Below are 24,580 nucleotides of genomic sequence, written 5' to 3'. Positions count from 1 at the left end.
TTTGTTTTATAAAGAAGATGTATTTTTAGTTCTAGCATAATCTGAAGATTGTATGCGTAAAGTGTGGGAATAGTAGTTGAAGTGAAAATGTATTGTAAAAAAGTAAGTATTTATAAAAAGGATTTGGAATGAAAATGACGTATTTATTATGTGTGTTTATTGAATTGCTGATCAACGCATTCTAAATCTTCATCAAATTTTTCATGTGTTCGCTCGATTAACTTATGGAACATATCTCCAACGTGCTCTTCTAAAACCCGAATGCCTTCCCCAGTAACGCCGCCTTTCACGCAAACCTTTTCTTGTAAGGTAGGTAATGTGAAGATTTCTTTTTCAAGTAATTTCCCCATCCCCACGACCATTTCACTTACTAAAGTAGTAGCCTCTTCGTGTGTAATATTTGTTTTATCTACAGCAGCGTTAATGAAGCATTGTAGTAAATAACTAAAGAAAGCAGGACCGCAACTTGCTATATCAGATGAAACGCGCGTTATATCTTCTTCTATTACAAGAGGTGTAGAAATGTTTTTGAATAGACGAAGTAGTTTTTGTTGCCATTCTTCAGAGCAATTATCTCCAAATGTAAATAGTGAGGCGCCAGAGAGCGCGCGATTTGTGATACTTGGAATGATACGCGCGACGTGGCAAGGTACGAGAGTCTCTAATTGTGATGGAGATATTGGACTTGTAATAGAAACTAAGCACGTTTCATCAGAAAAATGTTCAGCGTATTTTTTTAGGATAGGGTATATATCTATCGGCTTGACACAAATAAAAATAAGTTGTGATTGTTCGATTACTTCCGGGATTGTTTTTGCTATATGAACAGAAGGGTATTTTTCTTTTATATGATATGCTTTTGCAGGCGTCCGATTAATGATTGTAAGGCACGAAGGTTTGACAGCACGGGTTTCTAAAAATGCATCGATTAGTATATTCCCCATGTTTCCTGTCCCTATAATTCCTATGTTCAAAGTTTCATCCCTCCTTCGTAACAGCTTTCTCCTAAACAATATGAATGATGTTATAAATTTATGATTAGAGGTGTAAAATGATGTGGGATTTTCCGAAAAAGTGGTTAGGTTTAGTAGCTATTATTGGAACTTTACTTTTTCTTGTTTTTTGGAAAACGAATCAGAGTGTAGAACGAATGCCTATTACAATGAATGTACAAGAGAAGGAGATCGAAAAAAAGGGTAAACCGAAAATATCGGATACAAAGGAACAGAAAAGAACAATTATAATTGATGTGAAAGGAGCGGTTAGTAAAGAAGGGGTATATGAAATGAAGGAAGGAGATCGCGTAAAGGATGCGGTTCAAAAGGCTGGTGGTTTTTTATCAGAAGTAGATATGAAAAAAGTGAATTTAGCACAAATTGTACAAGATCAAATGCTTCTTTATATACCGAGTAAAAATGAATCAGAACAAGGGGTGCTTACTTCTTCTAAGGAAGATGGCAAGATTCGAATAAATACAGCGGCGAAAGAACAACTAGAAAAAATTACAGGGATTGGCTCTCGAAAGGCAGAAAGTATTTTGAAATATCGAGAAGAACATGGTCCGTTTCAGAAAATAGAAGATTTATTAGAGATTGATGGGATTGGTGCGAAGTCTCTTGAAAAGATAAAAGATCAAATTATTATTCCGTAAAAGATTGACGAAGTTTTTCTTCTTTCGCTACACTACAAGTAGACAAAAAAGTAGGTGAAAAATATGGAACGAATTTCATGGGATCAATATTTTATGACGCAAAGCCATCTACTATCTTTGCGTAGTACATGTACAAGGCTTGCGGTAGGAGCGACAATCGTTCGCGATAAACGAATTATTGCTGGTGGATATAATGGTTCAATTAAAGGTGGCGTACATTGTATAGATGATGGTTGTTACGTAATCGATAATCATTGTGTTCGGACAATTCATGCCGAAATGAATGCTTTATTACAATGTGCCAAGTTTGGTGCGAAAACAGAGGAAGCAGAAATTTACGTTACGCATTTCCCTTGTTTACAATGTTGTAAGGCAATTATTCAAAGTGGTATTACAGCGGTTTATTATGCGCAGGATTATAAAAATCATCCATACGCCATAGAGTTATTTGAACAAGCGAATGTAACAGTGAAACACGTTCCGCTAGAATATGATATTGCTGCATTAGAGGATCAAAAACGTTATACAGAGTTGAAAGAATTATTTGTGTCTTTAGAAAAAGATAATTTATCAATGGAAGAATTACAGCATGTATTCACGAAAGCAAAAATGATGCTATAAGGAGTGAGTATAAGTTGCAAGAACAATGGGGGTATGTTGCAATCTCGTTTATAATAGGGATTGCAATTGCCTTTTCCTCGTCACTTTTATTGATAGTTTTTTGCCTCTTTTTAAATGTTTTCTTCTGTTTATATCGCACTTCGCGTAAAACCTTCATTTTTTGTATTGTAGCGTGCTTTAGTAGCGTTATATACACTTCCTATGTTCAAGTATGGAATAAGTCTCTAGGGAAGCCCTATGCAGTTACAAGAGGGGTTATACAAAACACACCGCTTGTTAATGGGGATCGCCTATCTTTTCAATTTGAAGATCAGAATAAAAATATAGTGCAGTTAAGTTATAGAATAAAATCAGCTTTGGAAAAGAAAAAAATGCAACAATTATACGCAGGGATATCATGTGTATTCGAGGGTGAGAGGAAAGAACCGGAAACAGCTCGGAATTTTCATGGTTTTAATTACCGTGATTATTTATACAAGCAACATATTCATTTCACATTTGAGGCTACATATATTTCTGAATGCTATAAAACATCACTGTCGTTCACGCAATGGATTCTTCTTTTAAGGCAACAAGCAATCTCGAAAGTTACAGAAATGTTTCCAGAGCAATCAGGTGCTTTTATGAATGCATTACTCTTTGGTGATAGACAACAAATGACGTTTGAAGTGGAAGAGCAATATCAACAATTTGGTCTTGTACATTTGTTAGCAATTTCAGGTTCACACATTGTATTGTTGATGGTGATAGTATATTTTATTTTGCTAAGAAGCGGTGCGACGAGGGAGGTAGCAACAATTTGCCTTATCATTTGTATTCCTTTGTATATGGTTTTAGCAGGGGCTTCACCCTCTGTTATAAGAGCTTCTATAACAGGGGTTTTGATGTTGATTGCTTTTATGTGCTCGATTCGTTTATCTAGTTTAGATGCTTTAAGTGTAACAGCTATATGTATGCTTATATATGACCCTTATCTTGTTTTTAATATTGGATTTCAGTTTTCTTTTGTAGGTAGCTTCGCTTTACTTTTGTCTGCTCCGTTATTGTTAGGGAGTAGCAACGGAGTAATCCGAAATTCTATTTATATTTCTATCATTTCACAGCTCGTTAGTACTCCGATTTTGTTATATCACTTTGGTTATTTTTCTCCATATAGCATTCTCCTCAATCTCTTATACGTTCCGTTTTTATCTATCATTGTATTACCATGTAGCATTATTATTTTACTGTGTATGCCAATTGTCCCGTTTCTTGCAAAAGGATTTGCGGATGTATTATCAATAGGCTTGAGTATGTCTAATGATTTTCTAAGTTATTGTGAAAGTTTACCATTTACCCAGCTTATCTTCGGGGAAACGCCCTTCAATCTTGTAGCTGTATATTGCGCGAGTATTGTCAGTATATTGATGGTTTGGGAAAGAAGAGCGCCGAAAAAAATGGTTTGTATAGTTGCGAGTGTATTTATTTTTATTAGCACATGTCATTATGTATATCCATATTTTAGAGGAAGCGGAAGTGTAACATTTATTGATGTTGGACAAGGTGATGCAATATTAATTCGCCTTCCGTATGATAAAGGGATTTATCTTATTGATACAGGTGGAACGCTTCGTGTGAATAAGGAAGAATGGCAACAAAAAAAGCATGAATTTTCTGTTGGGAATGATGTTTTAATACCCTTTTTACAAAAAGAAGGTATTAAAACAATTGATAAATTAATCGTAACGCATGGAGATGCAGATCATATAGGTGCTGCGCAAGAATTATTATCATATATACCTGTAAAAGAAGTGGTATTTGGCCGAAAGGGAAAAGATGCAGTATTAGAAAAAGTAGTCAAGAAACAGGCATTAGAAAAGGAAATGAAAATAACTGAAGTGGGGGAAGGGGCGAGTTGGAGTGTAAATGAAGCGGAATTTTTCGTTTTAGCTCCAAAAGGAAAAGAAAAAAGCGAAAATAACGCTTCAATTGTAATATGGGCAAAATTTGGAGGGTTGAAGTGGCTATTTACAGGCGATTTGGAAGAAGAAGGGGAAAAGATTTTAGTAGAGGCATATCCAGATTTACAAGTGGATGTTTTAAAAGTTGCTCATCATGGGAGTAATACGTCATCTATAGAGCCTTTTTTGAACGTCATACAGCCTCGTGTAGCGATTATATCTGTTGGTAAGCAGAATAGGTATGGACACCCGCATAAAGAAGTGATAGAGCGTTTTGAGAAGATGGGGAGTGCGATATGGCGCACGGACAAGCAAGGTGCTATTTCCTATGTTTTTAAAGGGGAAAATGGAACCTTTAAAAGTAAAATCACATATGATAAAACACATAATAGATGAAAAAGAGAAGACTGCCATGAAGTGGCAGTCTTTAAGAACCGATAAATTTAATAACAGTTGCAATGATGAAAAGTGTTGCGAAAAAACCAAATGAGACGATAAATCCTACCCCTGAATCAATAGCGTCATTGCGTTTACTTTGAACGTTTTGTTCAAAATCATTCATTTAGAATCCCTCCCCAACATTCCACTTTAGTATAAAATATTGTCAGAAAAAAATCTACAATTTCCATATGAAGAGAAAACGAGCTTTTTTGCTACTTTTAAATCATGAAGTAATGTGAGTTTTTCGTTTCCAAGCATGTTAACAGTTGGCACTTATACTCAAATTTTTATTGCGAATAATAAAGGGAAGGTGATTACCGCACACCAATAAGAAACCCGGGGCTTATTGCGTGGCGTTTAATATAAATAAAGGGACGGGTTATAAAGCCTGTTCCTTTGTACTTGTAAAACAAAAGCTAGGGCATTAGTATAAATATATATTGCCAAGTTAGGGAGTAGGAAAAAGTATGAGTGATATACATAAAAAAATTAAAAAGAAACAGTTTGCTCCGTTATATTTACTATATGGAACGGAAGCTTTTTTTATAAATGAAACGATAAAGCTTATTACGACAGAAGCACTTGAAGAAGAAGATCGAGAGTTTAATGTTGTGACATACGATTTAGAAGAAGCGTATTTAGAAGATGTGGTTGAGGATGCGCGTACGCTTCCTTTCTTCGGAGAACGGAAAGTACTGTTAATAAAATCACCGCTATTTTTGACTTCGCAAAAAGAAAAGTTAGAGCAAAATATAAAAATTTTAGAAGAATACATTGGTGAACCTTCTCCATTTTCTATTCTTGTTTTTGTTGCGCCTTACGAAAAACTTGATGAGCGAAAAAAATTTACAAAACTATTAAAGAAAACAGCAGATGTAGTAGAAGCAAATGCGATGCAAATACAGGATGTTCAGAAGTGGATTGTTGCTCGTGCAGATGAAGTGCATGTGTATATTGATAACGCGGCTGTTAGTTTGTTGCTAGAGCTTGTGGGAAGTAATGTAACAATGTTGGCGAAGGAAATGGACAAGTTAACGTTATACGTCGGTATGGGCGGAGAGATTACGACGAAACTTGTTGCAGAGCTTGTACCAAAATCCGTTGAGCAAAATGTATTCGCTTTGACAGAAAAAGTGGTGAAAAAAGATATTGCAGGTGCAATGCAAATTTTGGATGGATTATTTACGCAGCAGGAAGAGCCGATTAAATTGCTTGCGTTATTAGTGAGTCAATTCCGCTTGTTGTATCAAGTGAAAGAGCTACAGCAACGTGGTTATGGACAAAATCAAATTGCGTCTCATATTGGTGTACATCCGTATCGCGTGAAGTTGGCAATGAATCAAACGAAGTTTTTCTCTTTTGAAGAATTAAAAAAAGTGATTATAGAATTAGCGGAAGCTGATTATAGTATGAAGACGGGAAAGATGGATAAGAAACTTGTGCTCGAGTTTTTCTTAATGCGATTAAATCATATGTGATGACACAAAAAAGTTCATGTACTAAGTACATGAACTTTTTTGTATATAAAAAAACGATCCAAATGGATCGTTTTTTAAACGCCTTACGCGTTTACTTGTTTCGCTAAGCGAGATTTTTGACGAGCTGCAGCGTTTTGGTGGATAAGACCTTTACGAGCTGCTTTGTCAAGTTTTTTAGAAGCAGTTTTGAAAGCTTCTTTAGCATTTTCAAGATCGTTATTAGTAACTAAAGCTTCTACAGTTTTAACAGCAGAACGCATGTCAGACTTGATAGAAGCGTTATGTGCACGACGCTCTTCGCTAAGTTTAGCGCGTTTGATAGCAGATTTGATGTTTGCCATACTTTTCACCTCCCTGGTGCAATCGAATGACTCGATTCTTACATAGAACAAGTGATATTCTATCAAACGGTGAAGAGAATTGCAATAGTATATCCATGAAATTTCACGTAAAGGAAAGAATGACCTTATATAACTTTGGGAAATCTAACGATATTTACTATGAATTACGGAGGAGATACGATGAAAGAACCATTAGATTTAAGTAAATATAGCATTAGAACTGACCTTGCTGTAGAAGCCCATCAAATGTTGCAAGAAAGCCAAGAGGAACAAAAAGGGATACAGGGAGTTATTGTAAAAGAGAGAGAAGAAGAGGGGACTATAATTACAAAAGTAACAATTGATGAAGCTGCCTCTGAAGCGATGGGTAAAAAGCCTGGAAATTATTTAACGCTTGAAGTTCAAGGTATACGTCAGCAAGATACAGAACTTCAACAAAAAGTGGAGCGTATTTTTGCAAAAGAATTTTCTAATTTCTTAGAAGAGGTTGGCGTTACAAAAGAAGCAAGCTGTTTAATTGTAGGTCTTGGGAATTGGAATGTAACACCAGATGCTCTTGGACCGATAGTTGTAGAAAATGTATTAGTAACGAGACATTTGTTTCAATTACAGCCTGAAAGTGTAGAAGAAGGGTTTAGGCCTGTTAGTGCAATTCGGCCGGGGGTAATGGGAATTACAGGAATCGAAACGAGCGATGTTATTTATGGGATTATTGAGAAGACGAACCCGGACTTTGTAATTGCGATTGACGCATTAGCTGCCCGTTCTATTGAACGAGTAAATAGCACGATACAAATTTCTGATACTGGAATTCATCCCGGATCGGGGGTTGGGAATAAACGTAAAGAACTAAGTAAAGACACATTAGGTATCCCTGTAATCGCGATTGGTGTTCCGACTGTGGTCGATGCTGTTTCGATTACAAGTGATACGATTGATTTTATTTTGAAACATTTCGGCCGAGAGATGAAAGAAGGAAATAAACCTTCACGCTCTTTGTTACCAGCGGGATTTTCATTTGGAGAAAAGAAAAAATTAACGGAAGAAGATATGCCGGATGAAAAGAGCAGAAATATGTTTTTAGGTGCTGTTGGTACGTTGGAAGAAGAAGAAAAAAGAAGGCTGATTTATGAAGTGCTATCTCCTCTTGGTCATAATTTAATGGTAACCCCAAAAGAAGTAGATACTTTTATTGAGGATATGGCGAATGTAATAGCGAGTGGTTTAAATGCGGCGCTGCATCATCAAATTGATCAAGATAATACGGGAGCATATACACATTGAGGGGAACAGATGATTATCGTTTGAGTCGCTTTACGCTTTTGTGTATATGTAGTGTGGCTTTATGTTTACTTATGATGATAGCAGGAGTGGCACTTGCTAATCATGGTTTGAAAAGTATGAAAGGCTATCAGCAACTGTCATATGAACAAATAGCTCATATGACAGGGACAGAAAGTACAGGTGCTGAATCAGAAATTTTGGGTAGCTCGTTTTCGGCCTCAGAAAAACAACAACAGTTAGAACGTTTAAGAAGTTTTAATGTTGTAGAAGGAATTGGGATGGCAGTAGCAAGTGTAGCTTATGAAATGACGAAGTTCGGAACGGATATCGTTGTTGGGAAAATAAAAGGAATTTTTAGCTAAGAGTAACATGGGAGGCGGTTGTTTTACTGGTTTGTAAGACAGCCGTTTTAAAATTTGAAAAGGGTTTGTCTCTTATGGTTTATTCGCATAAGATATAGATAGAATGATTTGTATCGTAAGCAGCACGAGTTTTCATTGAATCTTTGTTGCTCTATTGATATAATCAGTGCTAGTGTATATTGGCGAGACTATTAGGAGTTGAGAACATAGATGAATAAAGAAGAAAGAGCAAAAAGACAGTCCAAAATTCGTAATTTCTCTATTATTGCTCATATTGACCACGGAAAATCAACGTTAGCAGACCGTATTTTAGAGAAAACAAACGCGTTAACACAACGTGAAATGAAAGCTCAGTTGCTTGACTCTATGGATTTAGAGCGTGAGCGTGGTATTACAATCAAATTAAACGCAGTACAATTAAACTATAAAGCAAAAGATGGTGAAGAGTATATTCTTCATTTAATTGATACACCAGGACACGTCGACTTTACGTACGAAGTATCTCGTAGTTTAGCGGCTTGTGAAGGCGCGATTCTTGTAGTAGATGCAGCGCAAGGTATTGAAGCGCAAACGTTAGCAAACGTATACTTAGCGCTTGATAATAATTTAGAAATTTTACCAGTTATTAATAAAATCGACTTACCGAGTGCGGATCCAGAACGTGTACGTCAAGAGGTAGAAGATGTAATTGGTTTAGATGCATCAGAAGCGGTACTTGCTTCTGCGAAAGCTGGAATTGGTATTGAAGAAATTTTAGAACAAATTGTTGAAAAAGTACCAGCTCCGTCGGGTGATTCAGAAGAGCCATTACAATGTATGATTTTCGACTCTTTATATGATTCGTACCGCGGTGTAATTGCTTATATCCGTGTTGTAAATGGAACAGTAAAAGTTGGCGATAAAGTACGTATGATGGCAACGGGTAAAGAATTTGAAGTAACAGAAGTAGGTGTATTTACACCGAAAACTACGCAACGTGACGAGTTAACAGTAGGTGATGTAGGTTTCTTAGCAGCATCGATTAAAAATGTTGGTGACACACGTGTTGGTGATACGATTACACATGCGAAACGTCCAGCTGCAGAGCCGTTAGCAGGTTACCGTAAGTTAAACCCGATGGTATTCTGTGGTCTGTATCCAATTGACTCTGCTCGTTATAACGATTTACGTGATGCATTAGAAAAATTAGAGTTAAACGATTCTGCTCTTGAGTTTGAACCAGAAACATCTCAAGCGCTAGGATTTGGTTTCCGTTGTGGTTTCTTAGGGCTTCTTCACATGGAAATCATTCAAGAACGTATTGAACGTGAATTTAAGATTGACTTAATTACAACAGCGCCAAGCGTTATTTATAAAGTTTATTTAACTAACGGTGAAGATGTTATTGTTGATAACCCATCTAATATGCCAGATCCACAGTCTATCGATCGTGTAGAAGAGCCGTTTGTGAAGGCTTCAATTATGGTTCCGAATGACTATGTTGGAGCTGTAATGGAGATTTGCCAAGGTAAACGTGGAACGTTTATTGATATGCAATATTTAGATGAAACGCGTGTTACATTAACATATGAAATCCCGTTATCAGAAATCGTATATGACTTCTTCGATCAATTGAAATCAAATACGAAAGGGTATGCATCATTTGACTACGAGTTAATTGGCTATAAGCCATCTAAACTTGTGAAAATGGATATTCTTTTAAATAATGAACAAGTGGATGCTTTATCATTTATCGTACACCGTGATTCAGCGTATGACCGTGGTAAAGTAATCGTAGAGAAATTAAAAGAATTAATTCCGAGACAACAGTTCGAAGTGCCAATTCAGGCGACTATCGGAAATAAAGTTGTAGCACGTTCTACAATTAAAGCGATGCGTAAAAACGTACTTGCAAAATGTTACGGCGGTGACATTTCTCGTAAGCGTAAACTTCTTGATAAGCAAAAAGAAGGTAAAAAACGTATGAAGTCTGTTGGCTCTGTAGAAGTACCGCAAGAGGCATTCATGGCTGTACTGAAAATGGATGACAACTAATATTTGAAATAAAAAAGAAGTCGTTTGTGCGGCTTCTTTTTTCTGTATAATTACTTTTTAGACATCTGAGCAGCTCTCATTTACAATAATGAGAGAGCTTTTTAGTTCATATAGAGTTAGGAGATTGTTAATGTCCGAAAATATTCGAAAAGATATTCAAGATAAAATACAAAATGGTAATTTTAATTGTGAAAAGGAATTGACGCTTTCTATTATTAGTGGAAAGTGGAAAGTTGTGATACTGTGGCATCTTGGTGTGGAAGGGCCGCATCGTTTCAGTGAATTACAACGGTTATTCCCAAGCATTTCTCATAAAGTTTTGTCGAACCAATTAAAAGAGTTAATGGAAGATGGGATTGTTGATCGGACAGTATATCCCGAAATTCCTCCTCGCGTTGAGTATTATATGACGGAACTAGGCATGTCACTTTTACCGATCGTTGAAATGATGTATGATTGGGGAAAAATGCGAATGGAACAAATTCGTAATACGTTAGAGAAGTAGAGAACCCTCCGGAGTGCGGAGGTTTTCTTTTTAGAAAGGTAGGAGTTATATTTGGTACAAGCTGCATACATTCATATTCCGTTTTGTCAGCACATTTGTCACTATTGTGATTTTAATAAAGTGTTTATTGAACGCCAACCGGTTGATCAATATTTAGATTATTTAGAGAAGGAAATAATAAATACGGTTCAAAAAGTTCCATTTGATAGTATGAAAACGATTTTTGTGGGTGGGGGAACTCCGACAGCGTTAAATATGGAACAGACAAAAAAATTACTCGAGATTATTAATCGTCATTTGCGTCCGTTCGCCCCGAATTGTGAATTAACATTTGAAGCGAATCCAGGAGATTTACCGAAAGAGAAGCTAAATGTACTGCTAGAAGGTGGAGTAAATCGAATTAGTTTTGGTGTGCAAACGTTCCGTGATGAACTTCTTGAGAAGATCGGGCGCAAGCATACGAGGGAAGATGCATTCCTCGCGATTCGAGAGGCACAGGAAGTAGGCTTTAAAAATATTAATGTAGATATTATTTATGCTTTGCCAGGACAGACGATAGAAGATGTAAAAGAAACATTAGATATTGCTTTTACGCTTGGTGTACAACATTTCTCGGCATATTCATTAATTGTGGAGCCAAAAACAGTGTTTTATAACTTAATGAACAAAGGAAAATTACGTCTTCCGGGTGAAGACCATGAAGCGAAAATGTATGAAATAGTAATGGATGAAATGGAGAAACACGGTTATAACCAGTATGAAATTAGTAATTTCTCAAAAGGTGACAATAAAAGTAGACATAATCTCACATACTGGAATAATGAAGAGTATTATGGATTTGGAGCTGGAGCTCATAGTTATGTGAACGGAGAACGTATTCAAAATGTTGGTCCTCTGAAGCAATATTTTAATAAAATTGATGAAACAGGATTTCCGTATTTAGATGTTCACAAAGTGACGGAGAAAGAAAGAATGGAAGAAGAGCTGTTCTTAGGGCTTCGAAAAACAAAAGGTGTTTCTAAAACGGCGTTCCACAATAAATTTAATATAGAGATGGATCAAGTTTTCGCGAAGCAGTTACAAAGCAACCAAGAGCAGGGATTGCTTGAAGAGGAAGATGGACATGTGCGTTTAACGCGAAAAGGAAAATTATTAGGGAATGAAGTATTCCAATCATTTTTGATTGACTAATTAAATGTTCCATAGGCGTGAAAAAGTTTCATTATTTCGTGACGTTTCCGTTGACAATTGAATGTCAATTTTGGTAAGTTATTAATAGATTTAGCACTCAAAGACAAAGAGTGCTAACAGAGGTGATGATGAGATGCTTACGGAACGTCAGCTCTTAATTTTACAAACAATTATTGATGACTTTATTGGATCAGCGCAGCCCGTTGGGTCTAGAACGTTGGCTAAAAAAGATGAAATCACATTTAGTTCAGCTACTATTCGAAATGAAATGGCGGACTTAGAAGAATTAGGTTTTATTGAAAAAACGCACAGTTCTTCTGGACGTGTTCCTTCTGAGAAAGGCTACCGATTTTATGTAGACCATCTTTTAGCGCCGCAAAACTTACCGAACGCTGAAATTGTACAAATTAAAGATTTATTTGCTGAAAGAATTTTTGAAGCGGAAAAAATTGCACAGCAATCTGCTCAAATTTTATCAGAACTTACGAATTATACGGCAATTGTTCTTGGACCGAAGTTAAGTACAAATAAACTTAAAAATGTACAAATTGTGCCGCTTGATCGTCAAACTGCAGTCGCTATTATTGTAACCGATACAGGGCATGTACAAAGTAAAACGATTACCGTTCCGGAATCTGTTGATTTATCAGATTTAGAAAAAATGGTTAATATTTTAAATGAAAAGCTATCTGGCGTACCGATGGAAGAACTTCATAATAAAATCTTTAAGGAAATTGTTACAGTTTTACGTGGGTATGTTCATAATTACGATAGTGCAATAAAAATGTTGGATGGTACATTTCAAGTTCCGTTATCGGAAAAGATATACTTTGGAGGAAAAGCAAATATGCTTTCGCAGCCAGAGTTCCATGACATTCAAAAGGTTAGATCTTTACTTACCATGATTGATAATGAAGCCGAATTTTATGACATTTTGCGTCATAAACAAGTCGGGATTCAAGTGAAAATTGGTAGGGAAAACTCTTCGACGGCTATGGAGGATTGTAGTTTAATTTCTGCAACATATTCGATCGGCGAAGAGCAACTTGGAACAATTGCTATTTTAGGTCCTACGAGAATGCAATATTCTCGTGTAATTAGTTTGTTACAGTTATTTACGAGACAATTTACTGATGGGCTTAAAAAGTAAATGAGAGTAATACATTCGCTCAAGTGATGAAATTTTCATTGCTGTGTGTAATATATAATGATTAGGTAATCATGCTATGCATGATACCTAATACCTTTTAAGGAGGTGAATATTGTGGAAGAGCGTAACGAACAAGTGGTAGAAGAAGTAAAAGAAGCGCAAGTTGAAGAAGCTGTCACGCCAGAAAACAGTGAAGAAACTGTAGAAGAAAAAAGTGAGGCTGCTCTTTTACAAGAAAAAGTAGATGAGTTACAAGCGAAACTAACGGAAACGGAAGGTCGCACATTACGTCTACAAGCTGATTTTGAAAATTATAAGCGCCGTGTCCAAATGGATAAACAGGCTGCTGAAAAATATAGAGCACAAAGTCTAGTTTCAGACATCTTGCCAGCTCTTGATAATTTTGAAAGAGCAATGCAAGTGGAAGCGACTGATGAGCAAACGAAATCATTGTTACAAGGTATGGAGATGGTGCATCGTCAATTGTTAGAAGCGCTGACTAAAGAAGGTGTGGAAGTGATTGAAGCTGTTGGTAAACAGTTTGATCCTAATGAACACCAAGCTATTATGCAAGTGGAAGATAGTGAATTTGAATCAAACGCGGTTGTGGAAGAATTCCAAAAAGGTTATAAATTAAAAGACCGTGTGATTCGCCCATCAATGGTAAAAGTAAATCAATAATTTACATAAAACTAGGAGGATTCGCCATGAGTAAAATTATCGGTATTGACTTAGGTACAACAAACTCTTGTGTAGCTGTTATGGAAGGTGGAGAACCAAAGGTTATCCCAAATCCAGAAGGGAACCGTACAACACCTTCTGTTGTAGCTTTCAAAAATGAAGAACGTCAAGTTGGGGAAGTTGCAAAGCGCCAAGCAATTACAAACCCAAATACAATCATGTCTGTTAAACGTCATATGGGTACAGACTACAAAGTAGAAGTTGAAGGTAAAGATTATACACCTCAAGAAATTTCTGCAATCATTTTACAAAATTTAAAAGCTTCTGCTGAAGCATACTTAGGTGAAACAGTAACGAAAGCTGTTATTACAGTACCTGCATACTTCAACGATGCAGAGCGTCAAGCAACGAAAGATGCTGGTCGTATCGCTGGTTTAGAAGTTGAGCGTATCATTAACGAGCCAACAGCAGCAGCACTTGCTTACGGTTTAGAAAAACAAGACGAAGAACAAAAAATCTTAGTATATGACTTAGGTGGCGGTACATTTGACGTATCTATCCTTGAGTTAGCAGACGGCACATTTGAAGTTATTTCAACTGCTGGTGACAACCGTCTTGGTGGCGATGACTTTGACCAAGTTATCATCGATCACTTAGTAGCTGAGTTCAAAAAAGAAAATAACATTGATTTAAGCCAAGATAAAATGGCGCTTCAACGCTTGAAAGATGCAGCTGAAAAAGCGAAAAAAGATCTTTCTGGTGTAACACAAACTCAAATTTCATTACCATTCATTAGTGCTGGAGCTGCTGGTCCATTACACTTAGAATTAACGTTAACAAGAGCGAAATTCGAAGAGCTTTCAGCAGGTCTTGTTGAAAGAACATTAGAGCCAACTCGTCGTGCATTAAAAGACGCTGGTTTTGCTCCAAGCGAATTAGATAAAGTTATTCTTGTTGGTGGATCTACTCGTATCCCAGCTGTACAAGAAGCTATTAAACGTGAAACTGGTAAAGAGCCATATAAAGGTGTAAACCCTGATGAAGTTGTAGCATTAGGTGCTGCAGTTCAAGGTGGCGTACTTACTGGTGATGTAGAAGGCGTTCTATTATTAGACGTAACTCCACTTTCTTTAGGTATTGAAACTATGGGTGGCGTGTTCACGAAATTAATCGAGCGTAACACTACAATTCCAACAAGTAAGTCACAAGTATTCTCGACAGCTGCTGATAATCAACCAGCAGTAGACATTCACGTATTACAAGGTGAGCGTCCGATGTCAGCTGACAACAAAACGTTAGGTCGTTTCCAATTAACTGACCTTCCACCAGCACCACGTGGTATTCCACAAATCGAAGTAACATTCGATATTGATGCGAACGGTATCGTTAACGTACGTGCGAAAGACTTAGGAACAAGCAAAGAGCAAGCTATTACAATCCAATCTTCTTCAGGTCTTTCTGATGAAGAAGTAGAACGTATGGTACAAGAAGCGGAAGCAAATGCTGACGCTGACCAAAAACGTAAGGAAGAAGTTGAACTTCGTAATGAAGCTGACCAACTTGTATTCCAAACAGACAAAGTTGTAAATGATTTAGAAGGTAAAGTAGATGCAGCTGAAGTTGCAAAAGCAACAGAAGCGAAAGAAGCATTACAAGCTGCAATCGAGAAAAACGAGCTTGAAGAAATTCGTGCGAAAAAAGATGCTTTACAAGAAATCGTACAACAATTAACTGTTAAATTATACGAGCAAGCTCAAGCAGCTGCTGGTCAAGCAGAAGGTGCGCAAGGTGCACAAGACGCTGGCGCGAAGAAAGACAATGTAGTTGACGCTGAGTTTGAAGAAGTAAAAGAAGACAAGTAATTCAACTGTAAACATAATAAGTAAGATGACAAAAAGTCAAAGTCAAGCGTGCCTTGACTTTGGCTTTTTTCACGAATGAGAAGCGATGTGTGAGGATCTTAAGTTTTTCGCTTTGCATACTGTAAGTGAGGAAACTTTGTTGCAAAGCACTTTCTTTCGGTGTTAAAATTACGTTTATGTGAAAGATTCGGGGGTTGTAAATTTATGAGTAAACGAGACTATTATGAGGTCCTTGGACTTAGCAAGGGCGCTTCAACAGATGAAATAAAAAAAGCGTATCGTCGTTTGGCTAAAAAATACCATCCAGACGTAAGCAAAGAAGAAAATGCAATTGAAAAGTTTAAAGAAGTACAAGAAGCATACGAAGTGTTAAGTGATGATCAAAAGCGTGCGCAGTACGATCAATTTGGTCATGCTGGTGCAAATCAAGGATTCGGTGGATTTGGCGGCGGAGGAGACTTCGGCGGTGGCTTCGGTTTTGAAGATATATTTAGTTCTTTCTTTGGCGGTGGTGGCGGCAGACGTCGTGATCCAAATGCTCCGCGCCAAGGCGCTGACTTACAATATCAAGTCACTTTAGATTTTGAAGAAGCTATTTTTGGTAAGGAATTAAATGTGGAAATTCCAGTAGAAGATCCATGTGATACTTGTAAAGGTAGTGGAGCAAAACCAGGAACTTCAAAAGAAACATGTAAACATTGTTCAGGTTCTGGTCAAGTGAGTGTTGAACAAAACACACCGTTTGGTCGTATCGTAAACCGTCAAGCTTGTGGTCATTGTTCAGGAACTGGACAAATTATTAAAGAAAAATGTACGACATGTCACGGTTCAGGTAAAGTTCGTAAACGTAAAAAAATTAATGTTAAAATTCCAGCGGGTATTGATAATGGTCAACAAATTCGTGTGTCTGGAAAAGGTGAAGCCGGCGTAAATGGCGGACCAGCAGGAGACTTATATGTTGTTGTTCATGTAAGAAATCATGAATTCTTCGAGCGTGAAGGAGACCACATTATTTGCGAAATGCCATTAACATTTGCACAAATGGCACTTGGTGCTGAAGTGGAAGTCCCTACTGTTCATGGTAAAGTGAAGCTGAAAATCCCAGCAGGAACACAAACTGGAACAGAGTTCCGCTTAAAAGGAAAAGGTGCTCCGAACGTACGTGGATACGGTCAAGGAGATCAATATGTAGTCGTTCGTGTTGTTGTACCGACGAAATTGACTTCACAGCAAAAAGATTTATTACGTGAATTTGCAGGACAAGAAGAGCAGGATGATAGTTTATTCGGAAAGCTTAAACGTGCTTTCAAAGGGGAATAATGGAAATAAAAAATGGAGTTGGTAAATTGTGAAATGGTCAGAAATTAGTATTCATACAACAGAAGAAGCAGTAGAAGCTGTCTCTCATATTTTACATGAAGCTGGTGCTAGCGGAGTTGCGATTGAGGATCCAGCGGAGTTAACGAAAGAGCGCGAGCAACAATATGGTGAAATTTATGCATTGAATCCAGATGAATATCCGGCGGAAGGTGTATTAATAAAAGCATATTTCCCGCAAACCGATTCTTTACATGAAACGATTGCAAGTGTAAAATCATCTATTGATGTGCTTCCATCTTACGACATCGAAATTGGTACTGGAAATATTACCGTTAACGAAGTCAATGAAGAAGATTGGGCTACTGCTTGGAAAAAATATTACCATCCAGTACAAATTTCTGATACATTCACAATCGTACCGACTTGGGAAGAATATACACCATCTTCTCCTGATGAAAAAATCATTGAATTAGACCCGGGTATGGCGTTTGGTACAGGAACTCATCCAACAACAACGATGTGTATCCGTGCTTTAGAAAAAACAGTACAGCCAGGTGACGCTATTATTGATGTAGGAACAGGTTCTGGTGTACTTAGTATTGCAGCAGCAAAATTAGGTGCGTCTTCTGTTCAAGCGTATGATTTAGATCCGGTTGCGGTTGAAAGTGCAGAAATGAATGTACGTTTAAATAAAACAGATGATATCGTGTCTGTTGGACAAAATAGTCTTTTAGAAGGTATTGAAGGTCCTGTTGATTTAATCGTAGCTAACTTATTAGCAGAAATTATTCTATTATTCCCTGAAGATGCAGCAAGAGTTGTGAAGTCAGGTGGATTATTTATTACATCGGGCATTATTGCTGCGAAGGAAAAAGTAATTTCTGAGGCGCTAGAAAAAGCTGGATTTACAATTGAAGAAGTGTTACGAATGGAAGATTGGGTAGCAATTATTGCACGAAATGCGTAATATAGATTTTAGTCTATAATGAAAAGGGGAGTCTCTCACTATAAGGTGAGGGACTTGCCGTTTGTTATATGAAAAATGATAACGTTTCGTTCTTTTCGTAAGTGTTGACTTACGAAAGGAACGAAACTCTACTAAGGTGATTATATGCAACGTTATTTTGTAGAAGAGAAATATGTAAATGAGACAAGTATTCGCATTGTAGGTGATGACGTACATCATATCGCAAGAGTGATGCGTATGTCAGCTGGTGATCATATTTATTGCTGTGTAAATGGAAAAACAGCAGTATGTTCAATTGATGAAATTACCAGTGAATTTATTAATACGGCTATTGTAGAATGGGTAGAGGCGTCAAGTGAACTTCCTGTTTTCGTGACGATTGCAAGTGGACTGCCAAAAGGAGACAAGCTAGAGTTAATTTTTCAAAAAGGAACTGAGCTTGGGGCAGCTGCATTCTTACCATTTCAAGCATCTCGCTCTATCGTAAAATGGGATGCGAAAAAAGCTGATAAAAAAGTTGAGCGTTTAAGAAAAATTGTGAAAGAAGCTGCGGAACAATCACATAGAAGTGAAATTCCAGAAGTACATGCTCCAGCATCATTTAAGCAATTGCTTTCAATGAGTGGTGAGTATGATGCTTGTCTTGTTGCTTACGAAGAGGAAGCAAAACAAGGCGAGAAATCTAATTTTGCGAAAGCTTTAACGACAATGAAACCAGGTCAAAAGCTATTGATTGTATTTGGCCCAGAAGGCGGTTTAGCTGAGGAAGAGATTACAGCGCTTCGTGAACATAAATTTGTACCATGTAGTTTAGGACCAAGAATTTTAAGAACAGAAACGGCGCCGTTATACGCGTTAAGTGCTGCTTCGTATCATTTTGAATTGATGGGGTGATGATCAATGTCAACTGTTGCGTTCCATACGTTAGGTTGTAAAGTAAACCACTATGAAACAGAAGCCATTTGGCAATTGTTTAAACAAGGTGGTTATGAAAGAACAGAATATGAAAAGAAAGCTGATGTATATGTTATTAACACATGTACAGTAACGAATACTGGGGACAAAAAAAGCCGTCAAGTAATCAGACGTGCTGTGCGTCAAAATCCAGATGCAGTTATTTGTGTAACGGGATGTTATGCACAAACATCTCCAGCTGAAATTATGGCGATCCCGGGTGTGGATATTGTAGTTGGTACACAGGATCGTGAAAAGATGTTAGGTTACATCGAAGAATTCCGTAAAGAGCGTCAACCAATTAATGCTGTCCGCAATATTATGAAAACACGTGTGTACGAAGAACTTGATGTACCTTATTTCACGGATCGTACACGTGCGTCTTTAAAAATACAAGAGGGTTGCAATAACTTCTGTACATTCTGTATCATTCCTTGGGCGCGCGGTTTAATGCGTTCTCGTGATGGAAAAGAAGTTATTAAACAAGCGCAACAATTAGTGGATGCAGGCTATAAAGAAATCGTATTAACGGGTATTCATACAGGTGGATACGGCGAAGACATAAAAGATTATAACTTAGCTGGATTACTTCGTGATATGGAAGCGGAAGTAGGCGGATTAAAACGTCTTCGTATTTCTTCTATTGAAGCGAGTCAAATTTCAGATGAAGTAATTGAAGTGTTAGATAAATCTGAAGTAGTTGTACGCCACTTGCATATTCCGTTGCAATCTGGCTCTAATACTGTATTAAAACGTATGCGTCGTAAATATACGATGGAATTCTTCCAAGAGCGTTTAGATCGTTTGAAAGAAGCGTTACCAGGCCTTGCGATTACATCTGACGTAATCGTTGGTTTCCCAGGTGAAACAGAAGAAGAATTCATGGAAACATACAATTTCATTAAAGAGAACCGCTTCTCTGAGTTACATGTGTTCCCTTACTCAAAACGTACAGGAACACCTGCAGCGCGCATGGAAGATCAAGTTCCTGAAGATGTGAAGAACGATCGTGTTCATCGTTTAATTGAGCTATCTAATCAATTAGCGAAAGAGTACGCATCAGCGTTTGAAGGTGAAGTGCTTGAAATCATTCCGGAAGAGCAATTTAAAGAGGGCGACCGTGAAGGGTTATATGTAGGTTATACAGATAACTACTTGAAAATTGTATTTGAAGGATCAGAAGAATTAATTGGTAAGCTAGTGAAAGTGAAAATTACGAAAGCTGGTTATCCATATAACGAAGCGCAATTTGTTCGTGTTCTTGAAGATGATGTGAAAAAAGAATCAGCTAGCGCATAAAAAGAGCGTGCAACCGGAAACGGTTTGCATGCTTTCTTTATTTGAAGCGGTTAAGTAATAGAAGGTGGGGAGGCGTTTCATGCATCCCTGTATGAAAAAAGATGAAATGATAAAAATATAGTTGTCTTCATCAGTGAAGGATACTAGTTATTTGCATAACTTTTGAAAAGGAAATGCTTCTATTCTTCTTTTATTCTGCCAAATAGTTGACCTGAAGTGATAAAATGTATTATAATCGTAAAAGACATGCTGAAGAAGTGTTTCTTTTTGCATGCTGAAGTTAGTATGTAAGTGTGATGTTTCGGAGGGAGGGAAAGAGAATGTCAAAAACAGTCGTTCGTAAAAACGAGTCTTTGGAGGATGCACTTCGCCGTTTTAAAAGATCGGTTTCTAAAACTGGTACACTTGCTGAAGCAAGAAAGCGCGAGTTTTATGAAAAACCAAGTGTAAAACGTAAGAAGAAATCTGAAGCGGCAAGAAAGCGTAAATTCTAAGAGAGGGTGTAAGTTATGAGTCTTCTCGGTCGTTTAAACGATGATATGAAACAAGCGATGAAGAATAAACAAAAAGAAAAATTAACCGTTATTCGTATGGTTAAGGCTGCTTTACAAAATGAAGGTATTAAACTGCAACATACTCTTACTGAAGAAGAGGAAATAACAGTTTTAGCTCGTGAAGTAAAACAGTATAAGGACTCCCTCCTTGAATTTAAAAAAGCTGGTCGTGAAGACCTTGTTAATAAACTGCAAAGTGAAATTCAGATTTTAAGCGCATATTTGCCAGAGCAATTAACTGAAGAAGAACTAGTTGATGTAATCAAGCAAGTTATTTCTGAAGTTGGTGCGACTTCTAAAGCAGATATGGGTAAGGTGATGACTGCTGTTATGCCGAAAGTAAAAGGTAAAACAGACGGATCACTTGTGAATAAGCTGGTTATCCAGCTATTAGCATAAAAAAACGTCTCATTTCGTATGAGACGTTTTTTTATTGTTCTGATTAAGGAGAAACGCTATATTGCTTAAAAAGCGTTTCTGTAAGTGATAAAAACCCCTCTAGTTAAAGTTTCAATTTATTATTTCCTTGTATAATTCCGATTCTACACCTATTCTTACTTCCTTGACTAAAACTTCTTTCGCGAATAAAAGCTAAGTACCGAGCCTTCTGAAACTCAGATTGAAGTTTTATAGCTTGCTCTTCAGCATAATCCTCAAAGGTAACGAAAGAGATTCTAACTATTTTAGATTTTGCATCAGTTGCATAAAATGGCTGGATATTACTGTCGGTAACTTGTTTTATAACATTCAAAACTTCTTGACCAAAGCCGATTTCCTTTCGTATTTCCTCATTTATTAATTCATTTTTTAATGAACCCTAATATTTTTTGAAATTCATATAACAACCATCTATAAAATATTCTTACTTACAACGTAACATTCAGAGTGAAGAAATTTTCTTTTTTTTGATTTTATCCCGCATTAACGGGTAGCCCGATTGGTGAGGATTGATTATAGTTTTACTTTATCTCAGTTGTCCAATAAATGACAACTACTTATTCTATGGTCAGTATGTCACGTCCAGAACGAATTGTAACAGGTTTTTTCAAGTTTCCCACTTCTCGCTAGGCTCAATTTCTTAATGTAACTTGTACTGATATCCTGTAGGGGCGCATATTCTTGTATTAATACTTCTATTATTAAAGGTAACATCCTCTGATCCATCATTGTCCTGACAAATATGATTTCATATAGCGACTGTTTTAATTAACATGATATGAACTCTTGCAGAATATAGTTATGTTAGTGAAGTCGTTATAACACGATAGGCACTTGTGAAGAAATACATATATATGGGATGAGAGGGGGTCTTTCGAGATGAAGAAATTAGAACAAATGAAAAATTGGTTGACAAAACAAGTAGACCTACCAGTGGATGTATTAATGGATCTACCTCGGATTACTCTTGTTGGGCAAATACATATTTATATAGAAAATCATCGGGGGTTATTAGTGTTTTCAGATAAAGAAGTGCGATTGCTTTTAAAACACGGTCAATTATTAATTAAAGGACAATCCTTTGTTATTAAAACGATTCTTCCAGAAGAGCTTTTACTCGAGGGGATAATTGAGCAAGTAACATTTTTAGAAAATGAAAAAAAAGGTGATTGAAGTGAAACTTCCATTTGTGAAGTTTTTCTTCTTTATCCTGTAAAAGTTCCGTTGATAGAGACTGATTACAGTTTTACTCTGTTTTATTTTAGTACGAGCTATTTTAATGCTTCAAATAAAAAGTAGTATATCTACTTTTAGAAAGGTAGTGAAGGTGGTAAATGAAAAATAAATGGTTTATAAAGTGGCTTGGATATGTAAAAGTGCGAATTGAAGGTAGAGGAGCGGAACGGTTTGTTAATGAATGTGTACGGAGGAATTTATTAGTTTGGGATGTTAAAAAGATAGCTGATGAAACGTTAGTTTTTTGTATGTTGTTACGCGATGTGAAAAAAATAAAACCAATTTATAGAAAAAATGAATGTAAATTATATTTTATTGGACGTTATGGTTTTCCTTTTTGGAATAAACGTTTAATTAAAAACAGTGGATTTTTAATTGGTTTTTTAATTTTCTTTTTTGGTGTGATTGCAATGTCAAATATGGTTTGGAAAATTGAAATTACAGGAGCTAAACCTGAAACAGAATATATATTGATGAAAGAATTGGATAAAATGGGTATTAAAAAAGGGAAACTACAATTTCAAATGCCGAATGTAGAAGATGTACAACGCCATTTGACAGATAATATTAATGCCATTACTTGGGCGGGACTAGAAGTAAGGGGAACGACTTATCATTTTAAAATTGTTGAAAAAAACGAACCGAAGAAAGAAAAGGAACAAAGGCCGCAAAATTTAGTAGCAAAAAAAGAAGCGATTATTACAAAAACGTTTGTAGAAGTTGGAAAGCCGGTTGTACTGAAAAATGATCATGTAGAAAAAGGACAGATTCTCGTATCGGGAATATATGGTAATGAGGAAAGTCCGACGATTGTTTCAGCGAAAGGTATTGTATATGGCGAAACGTGGTATACATCTAAGGTGGATGTCCCGTTAAAGACGCAATTCCAAGTGTATACTGGTAATGTATACAATGAACATTTTCTTAAATTTGGGGATACGAAAATAAAAATATGGGGATTTCAGCATGATAAGTATAAACGCTCTCGTACTGAAAGTGTAAAGCATGATGTGAAATTATTTGGTTTTACACTGCCGATTGCATATGAAAAAGATGTTGTGAGAGAAGAGGAAGAAGCGAATCGAGAATATACAGAAAAGCAAGCGCTGAAAGTAGCGAAGGAGATGGCCGAAAAAGAACTAAAGAAAAAATTGGATGAACATGCTATGATTGTAAGTGATAAGATTTTGAGTAAAGAGGTTGAGGCGGATCAACTAAAAGTTACATTGCATTATACTGTGGTTGAAAATATTGCAGAGCCACAACCAATATCCGAATCCGATATTCAAGGAGACTGAGTAATGGCAGAACAATTAGTAGAAATGAACCAACAATTGGAAAATGCTAACGAAGCAATCGCTCTTTTTGGAGTTAATGATGCGCATTTAAAAGTAATTGAACGAGAACTGAATGTATCGATCGTAACTAGAGGAGAAACTGTTCATGTATCTGGGGCAGTTGAAACGGTGGCACTCGTAGAAAAAATCTTACAGCAATTACTTGTTGTAATTCGTAAAAGTATATCAATTTCAGAGAGAGATGTTGCGTATGCGATTCAGCTTGCACAACAAGGGAAAATTGCTCAATTTGAAGAGTTATATGAGGAAGAAATTTTCAAGACTGCAAAAGGTAAATCCATTCGTGTAAAAACAATGGGGCAAAGAAGATATATTCATGCGATGAAGAAGAATGATATTGTCTTTGGGATAGGGCCTGCAGGAACTGGAAAAACATATTTAGCTGTAGTAATGGCTGTGAGGGCTTTAAAACAAGGATATGTAAAGAAAATTATTTTAACAAGACCTGCTGTAGAAGCTGGAGAAAATTTAGGTTTTTTACCAGGGGATTTGAAAGAGAAGGTAGATCCATACTTACGCCCGTTATATGATGCTTTACATGATATTCTTGGACAAGAATATACGCAGCGTATGATGGAGCGAGGAGTAATTGAAATAGCTCCGCTTGCTTATATGAGGGGGCGTACGCTTGATGATTCATTTGTTATTTTAGATGAGGCTCAAAATACAACGGGTGCTCAAATAAAAATGTTTTTAACAAGATTAGGTTTTAGTTCTAAAATGGTTATTACAGGGGACCCTTCACAAGTAGACTTGCCAAAAGGGGTAAAATCAGGGCTATCTATAGCTGCTAATATTTTATCTGGTGTATCAGGTCTGTCATTTATTACATTAGAACAAACGGACGTTGTGAGACATCCATTGGTGCAACGTATTATTGAGGCATATGATAAAATGGAATGATCCTATTTGT

24 protein-coding genes are annotated in these 24,580 nt (G+C 36.7%); 21 read left to right on the top strand and 3 right to left on the bottom strand.

Annotation, left to right across the window (positions count from 1 at the left end; genetic code table 11):
* Positions 1 to 146 precede the first annotated feature (146 nt).
* Positions 147 to 974 carry a late competence protein ComER gene (gene comER / locus ACTFR3_RS12705; RefSeq protein WP_001020554.1) on the bottom strand — a complete coding sequence of 276 codons (828 nt, stop codon included), beginning with the start codon at positions 972 to 974 and terminating at the stop codon, positions 147 to 149.
* A 77-nt stretch (positions 975 to 1,051) separates the two neighbouring features.
* Between comER and ACTFR3_RS12700 the strand changes: the two genes are divergently transcribed.
* The 3 genes from ACTFR3_RS12700 to ACTFR3_RS12690 all read left to right on the top strand — a co-directional run bounded on the left by ACTFR3_RS12700 (position 1,052) and on the right by ACTFR3_RS12690 (position 4,608).
* Positions 1,052 to 1,651, top strand: a complete 600-nt coding sequence (locus tag ACTFR3_RS12700; RefSeq protein ID WP_000989932.1) for a helix-hairpin-helix domain-containing protein — start codon at positions 1,052 to 1,054, stop codon at positions 1,649 to 1,651.
* Between the two features lie 63 nt (positions 1,652 to 1,714).
* A complete protein-coding gene (locus ACTFR3_RS12695) occupies positions 1,715 to 2,272 on the top strand; it encodes a ComE operon protein 2 (RefSeq protein WP_000439770.1) in 558 nt (185 codons plus the stop codon).
* 14 nt (positions 2,273 to 2,286) lie between these two features.
* Entirely contained in the window at positions 2,287 to 4,608 is a 2,322-nt protein-coding gene (locus tag ACTFR3_RS12690; protein WP_001157840.1) for a DNA internalization-related competence protein ComEC/Rec2, read from the top strand.
* A 31-nt stretch (positions 4,609 to 4,639) separates the two neighbouring features.
* Here ACTFR3_RS12690 and ACTFR3_RS12685 read toward each other — a convergent pair whose 3' ends face one another.
* Positions 4,640 to 4,774: a YqzM family protein gene (locus ACTFR3_RS12685; protein WP_000997609.1), complete on the bottom strand. Its 135-nt coding sequence runs from the start codon at positions 4,772 to 4,774 to the stop codon at positions 4,640 to 4,642.
* A gap of 346 nt (positions 4,775 to 5,120) precedes the next feature.
* On the opposite strand from ACTFR3_RS12685, the gene holA reads away from it, so the two are divergent.
* Positions 5,121 to 6,131 carry a DNA polymerase III subunit delta gene (gene holA, locus ACTFR3_RS12680; protein ID WP_440044457.1) on the top strand — a complete coding sequence of 337 codons (1,011 nt, stop codon included), beginning with the start codon at positions 5,121 to 5,123 and terminating at the stop codon, positions 6,129 to 6,131.
* A gap of 83 nt (positions 6,132 to 6,214) precedes the next feature.
* Here holA and rpsT read toward each other — a convergent pair whose 3' ends face one another.
* Positions 6,215 to 6,472: a 30S ribosomal protein S20 gene (gene rpsT, locus ACTFR3_RS12675; protein WP_001274011.1), complete on the bottom strand. Its 258-nt coding sequence runs from the start codon at positions 6,470 to 6,472 to the stop codon at positions 6,215 to 6,217.
* Between the two features lie 180 nt (positions 6,473 to 6,652).
* On the opposite strand from rpsT, the gene gpr reads away from it, so the two are divergent.
* The 17 genes from gpr (at position 6,653) to ACTFR3_RS12590 (ending at position 24,570) form a co-directional block, all read left to right on the top strand.
* Positions 6,653 to 7,756, top strand: a complete 1,104-nt coding sequence (gene gpr, locus ACTFR3_RS12670; protein WP_000662618.1) for a GPR endopeptidase — start codon at positions 6,653 to 6,655, stop codon at positions 7,754 to 7,756.
* Positions 7,753 to 8,118, top strand: a complete 366-nt coding sequence (locus ACTFR3_RS12665; protein WP_001215037.1) for a YqxA family protein — start codon at positions 7,753 to 7,755, stop codon at positions 8,116 to 8,118. Before gpr ends, ACTFR3_RS12665 begins: the two co-directional genes overlap by 4 nt.
* Positions 8,119 to 8,328: 210 nt before the next feature.
* Complete coding sequence (lepA, locus tag ACTFR3_RS12660; protein ID WP_440044456.1) at positions 8,329 to 10,152, top strand: elongation factor 4; 1,824 nt, start codon at positions 8,329 to 8,331, stop codon at positions 10,150 to 10,152.
* 130 nt (positions 10,153 to 10,282) lie between these two features.
* Positions 10,283 to 10,657 (top strand): winged helix-turn-helix transcriptional regulator, encoded by a 375-nt coding sequence (locus tag ACTFR3_RS12655; RefSeq protein ID WP_001293539.1) that lies wholly within the window; start codon positions 10,283 to 10,285, stop codon positions 10,655 to 10,657.
* A 51-nt stretch (positions 10,658 to 10,708) separates the two neighbouring features.
* Positions 10,709 to 11,848 carry a radical SAM family heme chaperone HemW gene (gene hemW / locus ACTFR3_RS12650; RefSeq protein WP_000249431.1) on the top strand — a complete coding sequence of 380 codons (1,140 nt, stop codon included), beginning with the start codon at positions 10,709 to 10,711 and terminating at the stop codon, positions 11,846 to 11,848.
* Positions 11,849 to 11,981: 133 nt separating this feature from the next.
* Positions 11,982 to 12,998 (top strand): heat-inducible transcriptional repressor HrcA, encoded by a 1,017-nt coding sequence (hrcA, locus tag ACTFR3_RS12645; RefSeq protein ID WP_000954941.1) that lies wholly within the window; start codon positions 11,982 to 11,984, stop codon positions 12,996 to 12,998.
* A gap of 114 nt (positions 12,999 to 13,112) precedes the next feature.
* Entirely contained in the window at positions 13,113 to 13,679 is a 567-nt protein-coding gene (gene grpE / locus ACTFR3_RS12640) for a nucleotide exchange factor GrpE (RefSeq protein WP_000392711.1), read from the top strand.
* A 26-nt stretch (positions 13,680 to 13,705) separates the two neighbouring features.
* Complete coding sequence (gene dnaK / locus ACTFR3_RS12635; RefSeq protein WP_440044455.1) at positions 13,706 to 15,541, top strand: chaperone protein DnaK; 1,836 nt, start codon at positions 13,706 to 13,708, stop codon at positions 15,539 to 15,541.
* 204 nt (positions 15,542 to 15,745) lie between these two features.
* Entirely contained in the window at positions 15,746 to 16,861 is a 1,116-nt protein-coding gene (gene dnaJ / locus ACTFR3_RS12630) for a chaperone protein DnaJ (RefSeq protein WP_000043946.1), read from the top strand.
* A 28-nt stretch (positions 16,862 to 16,889) separates the two neighbouring features.
* The gene (prmA, locus tag ACTFR3_RS12625) at positions 16,890 to 17,828 is read left to right on the top strand and encodes a 50S ribosomal protein L11 methyltransferase (protein ID WP_440044454.1); all 939 of its coding nucleotides are present in this window, start codon (positions 16,890 to 16,892) and stop codon (positions 17,826 to 17,828) included.
* Between the two features lie 144 nt (positions 17,829 to 17,972).
* Positions 17,973 to 18,722 (top strand): 16S rRNA (uracil(1498)-N(3))-methyltransferase, encoded by a 750-nt coding sequence (locus ACTFR3_RS12620; protein WP_001190154.1) that lies wholly within the window; start codon positions 17,973 to 17,975, stop codon positions 18,720 to 18,722.
* Between the two features lie 6 nt (positions 18,723 to 18,728).
* Positions 18,729 to 20,081, top strand: a complete 1,353-nt coding sequence (gene mtaB, locus ACTFR3_RS12615) for a tRNA (N(6)-L-threonylcarbamoyladenosine(37)-C(2))-methylthiotransferase MtaB (RefSeq protein WP_000108680.1) — start codon at positions 18,729 to 18,731, stop codon at positions 20,079 to 20,081.
* A gap of 320 nt (positions 20,082 to 20,401) precedes the next feature.
* Entirely contained in the window at positions 20,402 to 20,575 is a 174-nt protein-coding gene (gene rpsU, locus ACTFR3_RS12610) for a 30S ribosomal protein S21 (protein ID WP_000048061.1), read from the top strand.
* Between the two features lie 15 nt (positions 20,576 to 20,590).
* Positions 20,591 to 21,034 (top strand): GatB/YqeY domain-containing protein, encoded by a 444-nt coding sequence (locus ACTFR3_RS12605; protein WP_000054562.1) that lies wholly within the window; start codon positions 20,591 to 20,593, stop codon positions 21,032 to 21,034.
* A gap of 918 nt (positions 21,035 to 21,952) precedes the next feature.
* The gene (gene yqfC, locus ACTFR3_RS12600) at positions 21,953 to 22,246 is read left to right on the top strand and encodes a sporulation protein YqfC (RefSeq protein WP_000732269.1); all 294 of its coding nucleotides are present in this window, start codon (positions 21,953 to 21,955) and stop codon (positions 22,244 to 22,246) included.
* A 161-nt stretch (positions 22,247 to 22,407) separates the two neighbouring features.
* Positions 22,408 to 23,607, top strand: a complete 1,200-nt coding sequence (yqfD, locus tag ACTFR3_RS12595; RefSeq protein WP_000792498.1) for a sporulation protein YqfD — start codon at positions 22,408 to 22,410, stop codon at positions 23,605 to 23,607.
* Between the two features lie 3 nt (positions 23,608 to 23,610).
* A complete protein-coding gene (locus ACTFR3_RS12590) occupies positions 23,611 to 24,570 on the top strand; it encodes a PhoH family protein (RefSeq protein WP_000840501.1) in 960 nt (319 codons plus the stop codon).
* Positions 24,571 to 24,580: the final 10 nt, after the last annotated feature.

The sequence above is a fragment of the Bacillus cereus group sp. MYBK14-1 genome, assembly GCF_051916885.1.
Classification (GTDB): Bacteria; Bacillota; Bacilli; order Bacillales; family Bacillaceae_G; genus Bacillus_A; species Bacillus_A cereus.
Note: the sequence above shows the minus strand (reverse complement) of the source record. Positions and strands in the feature narration are given on the sequence as shown.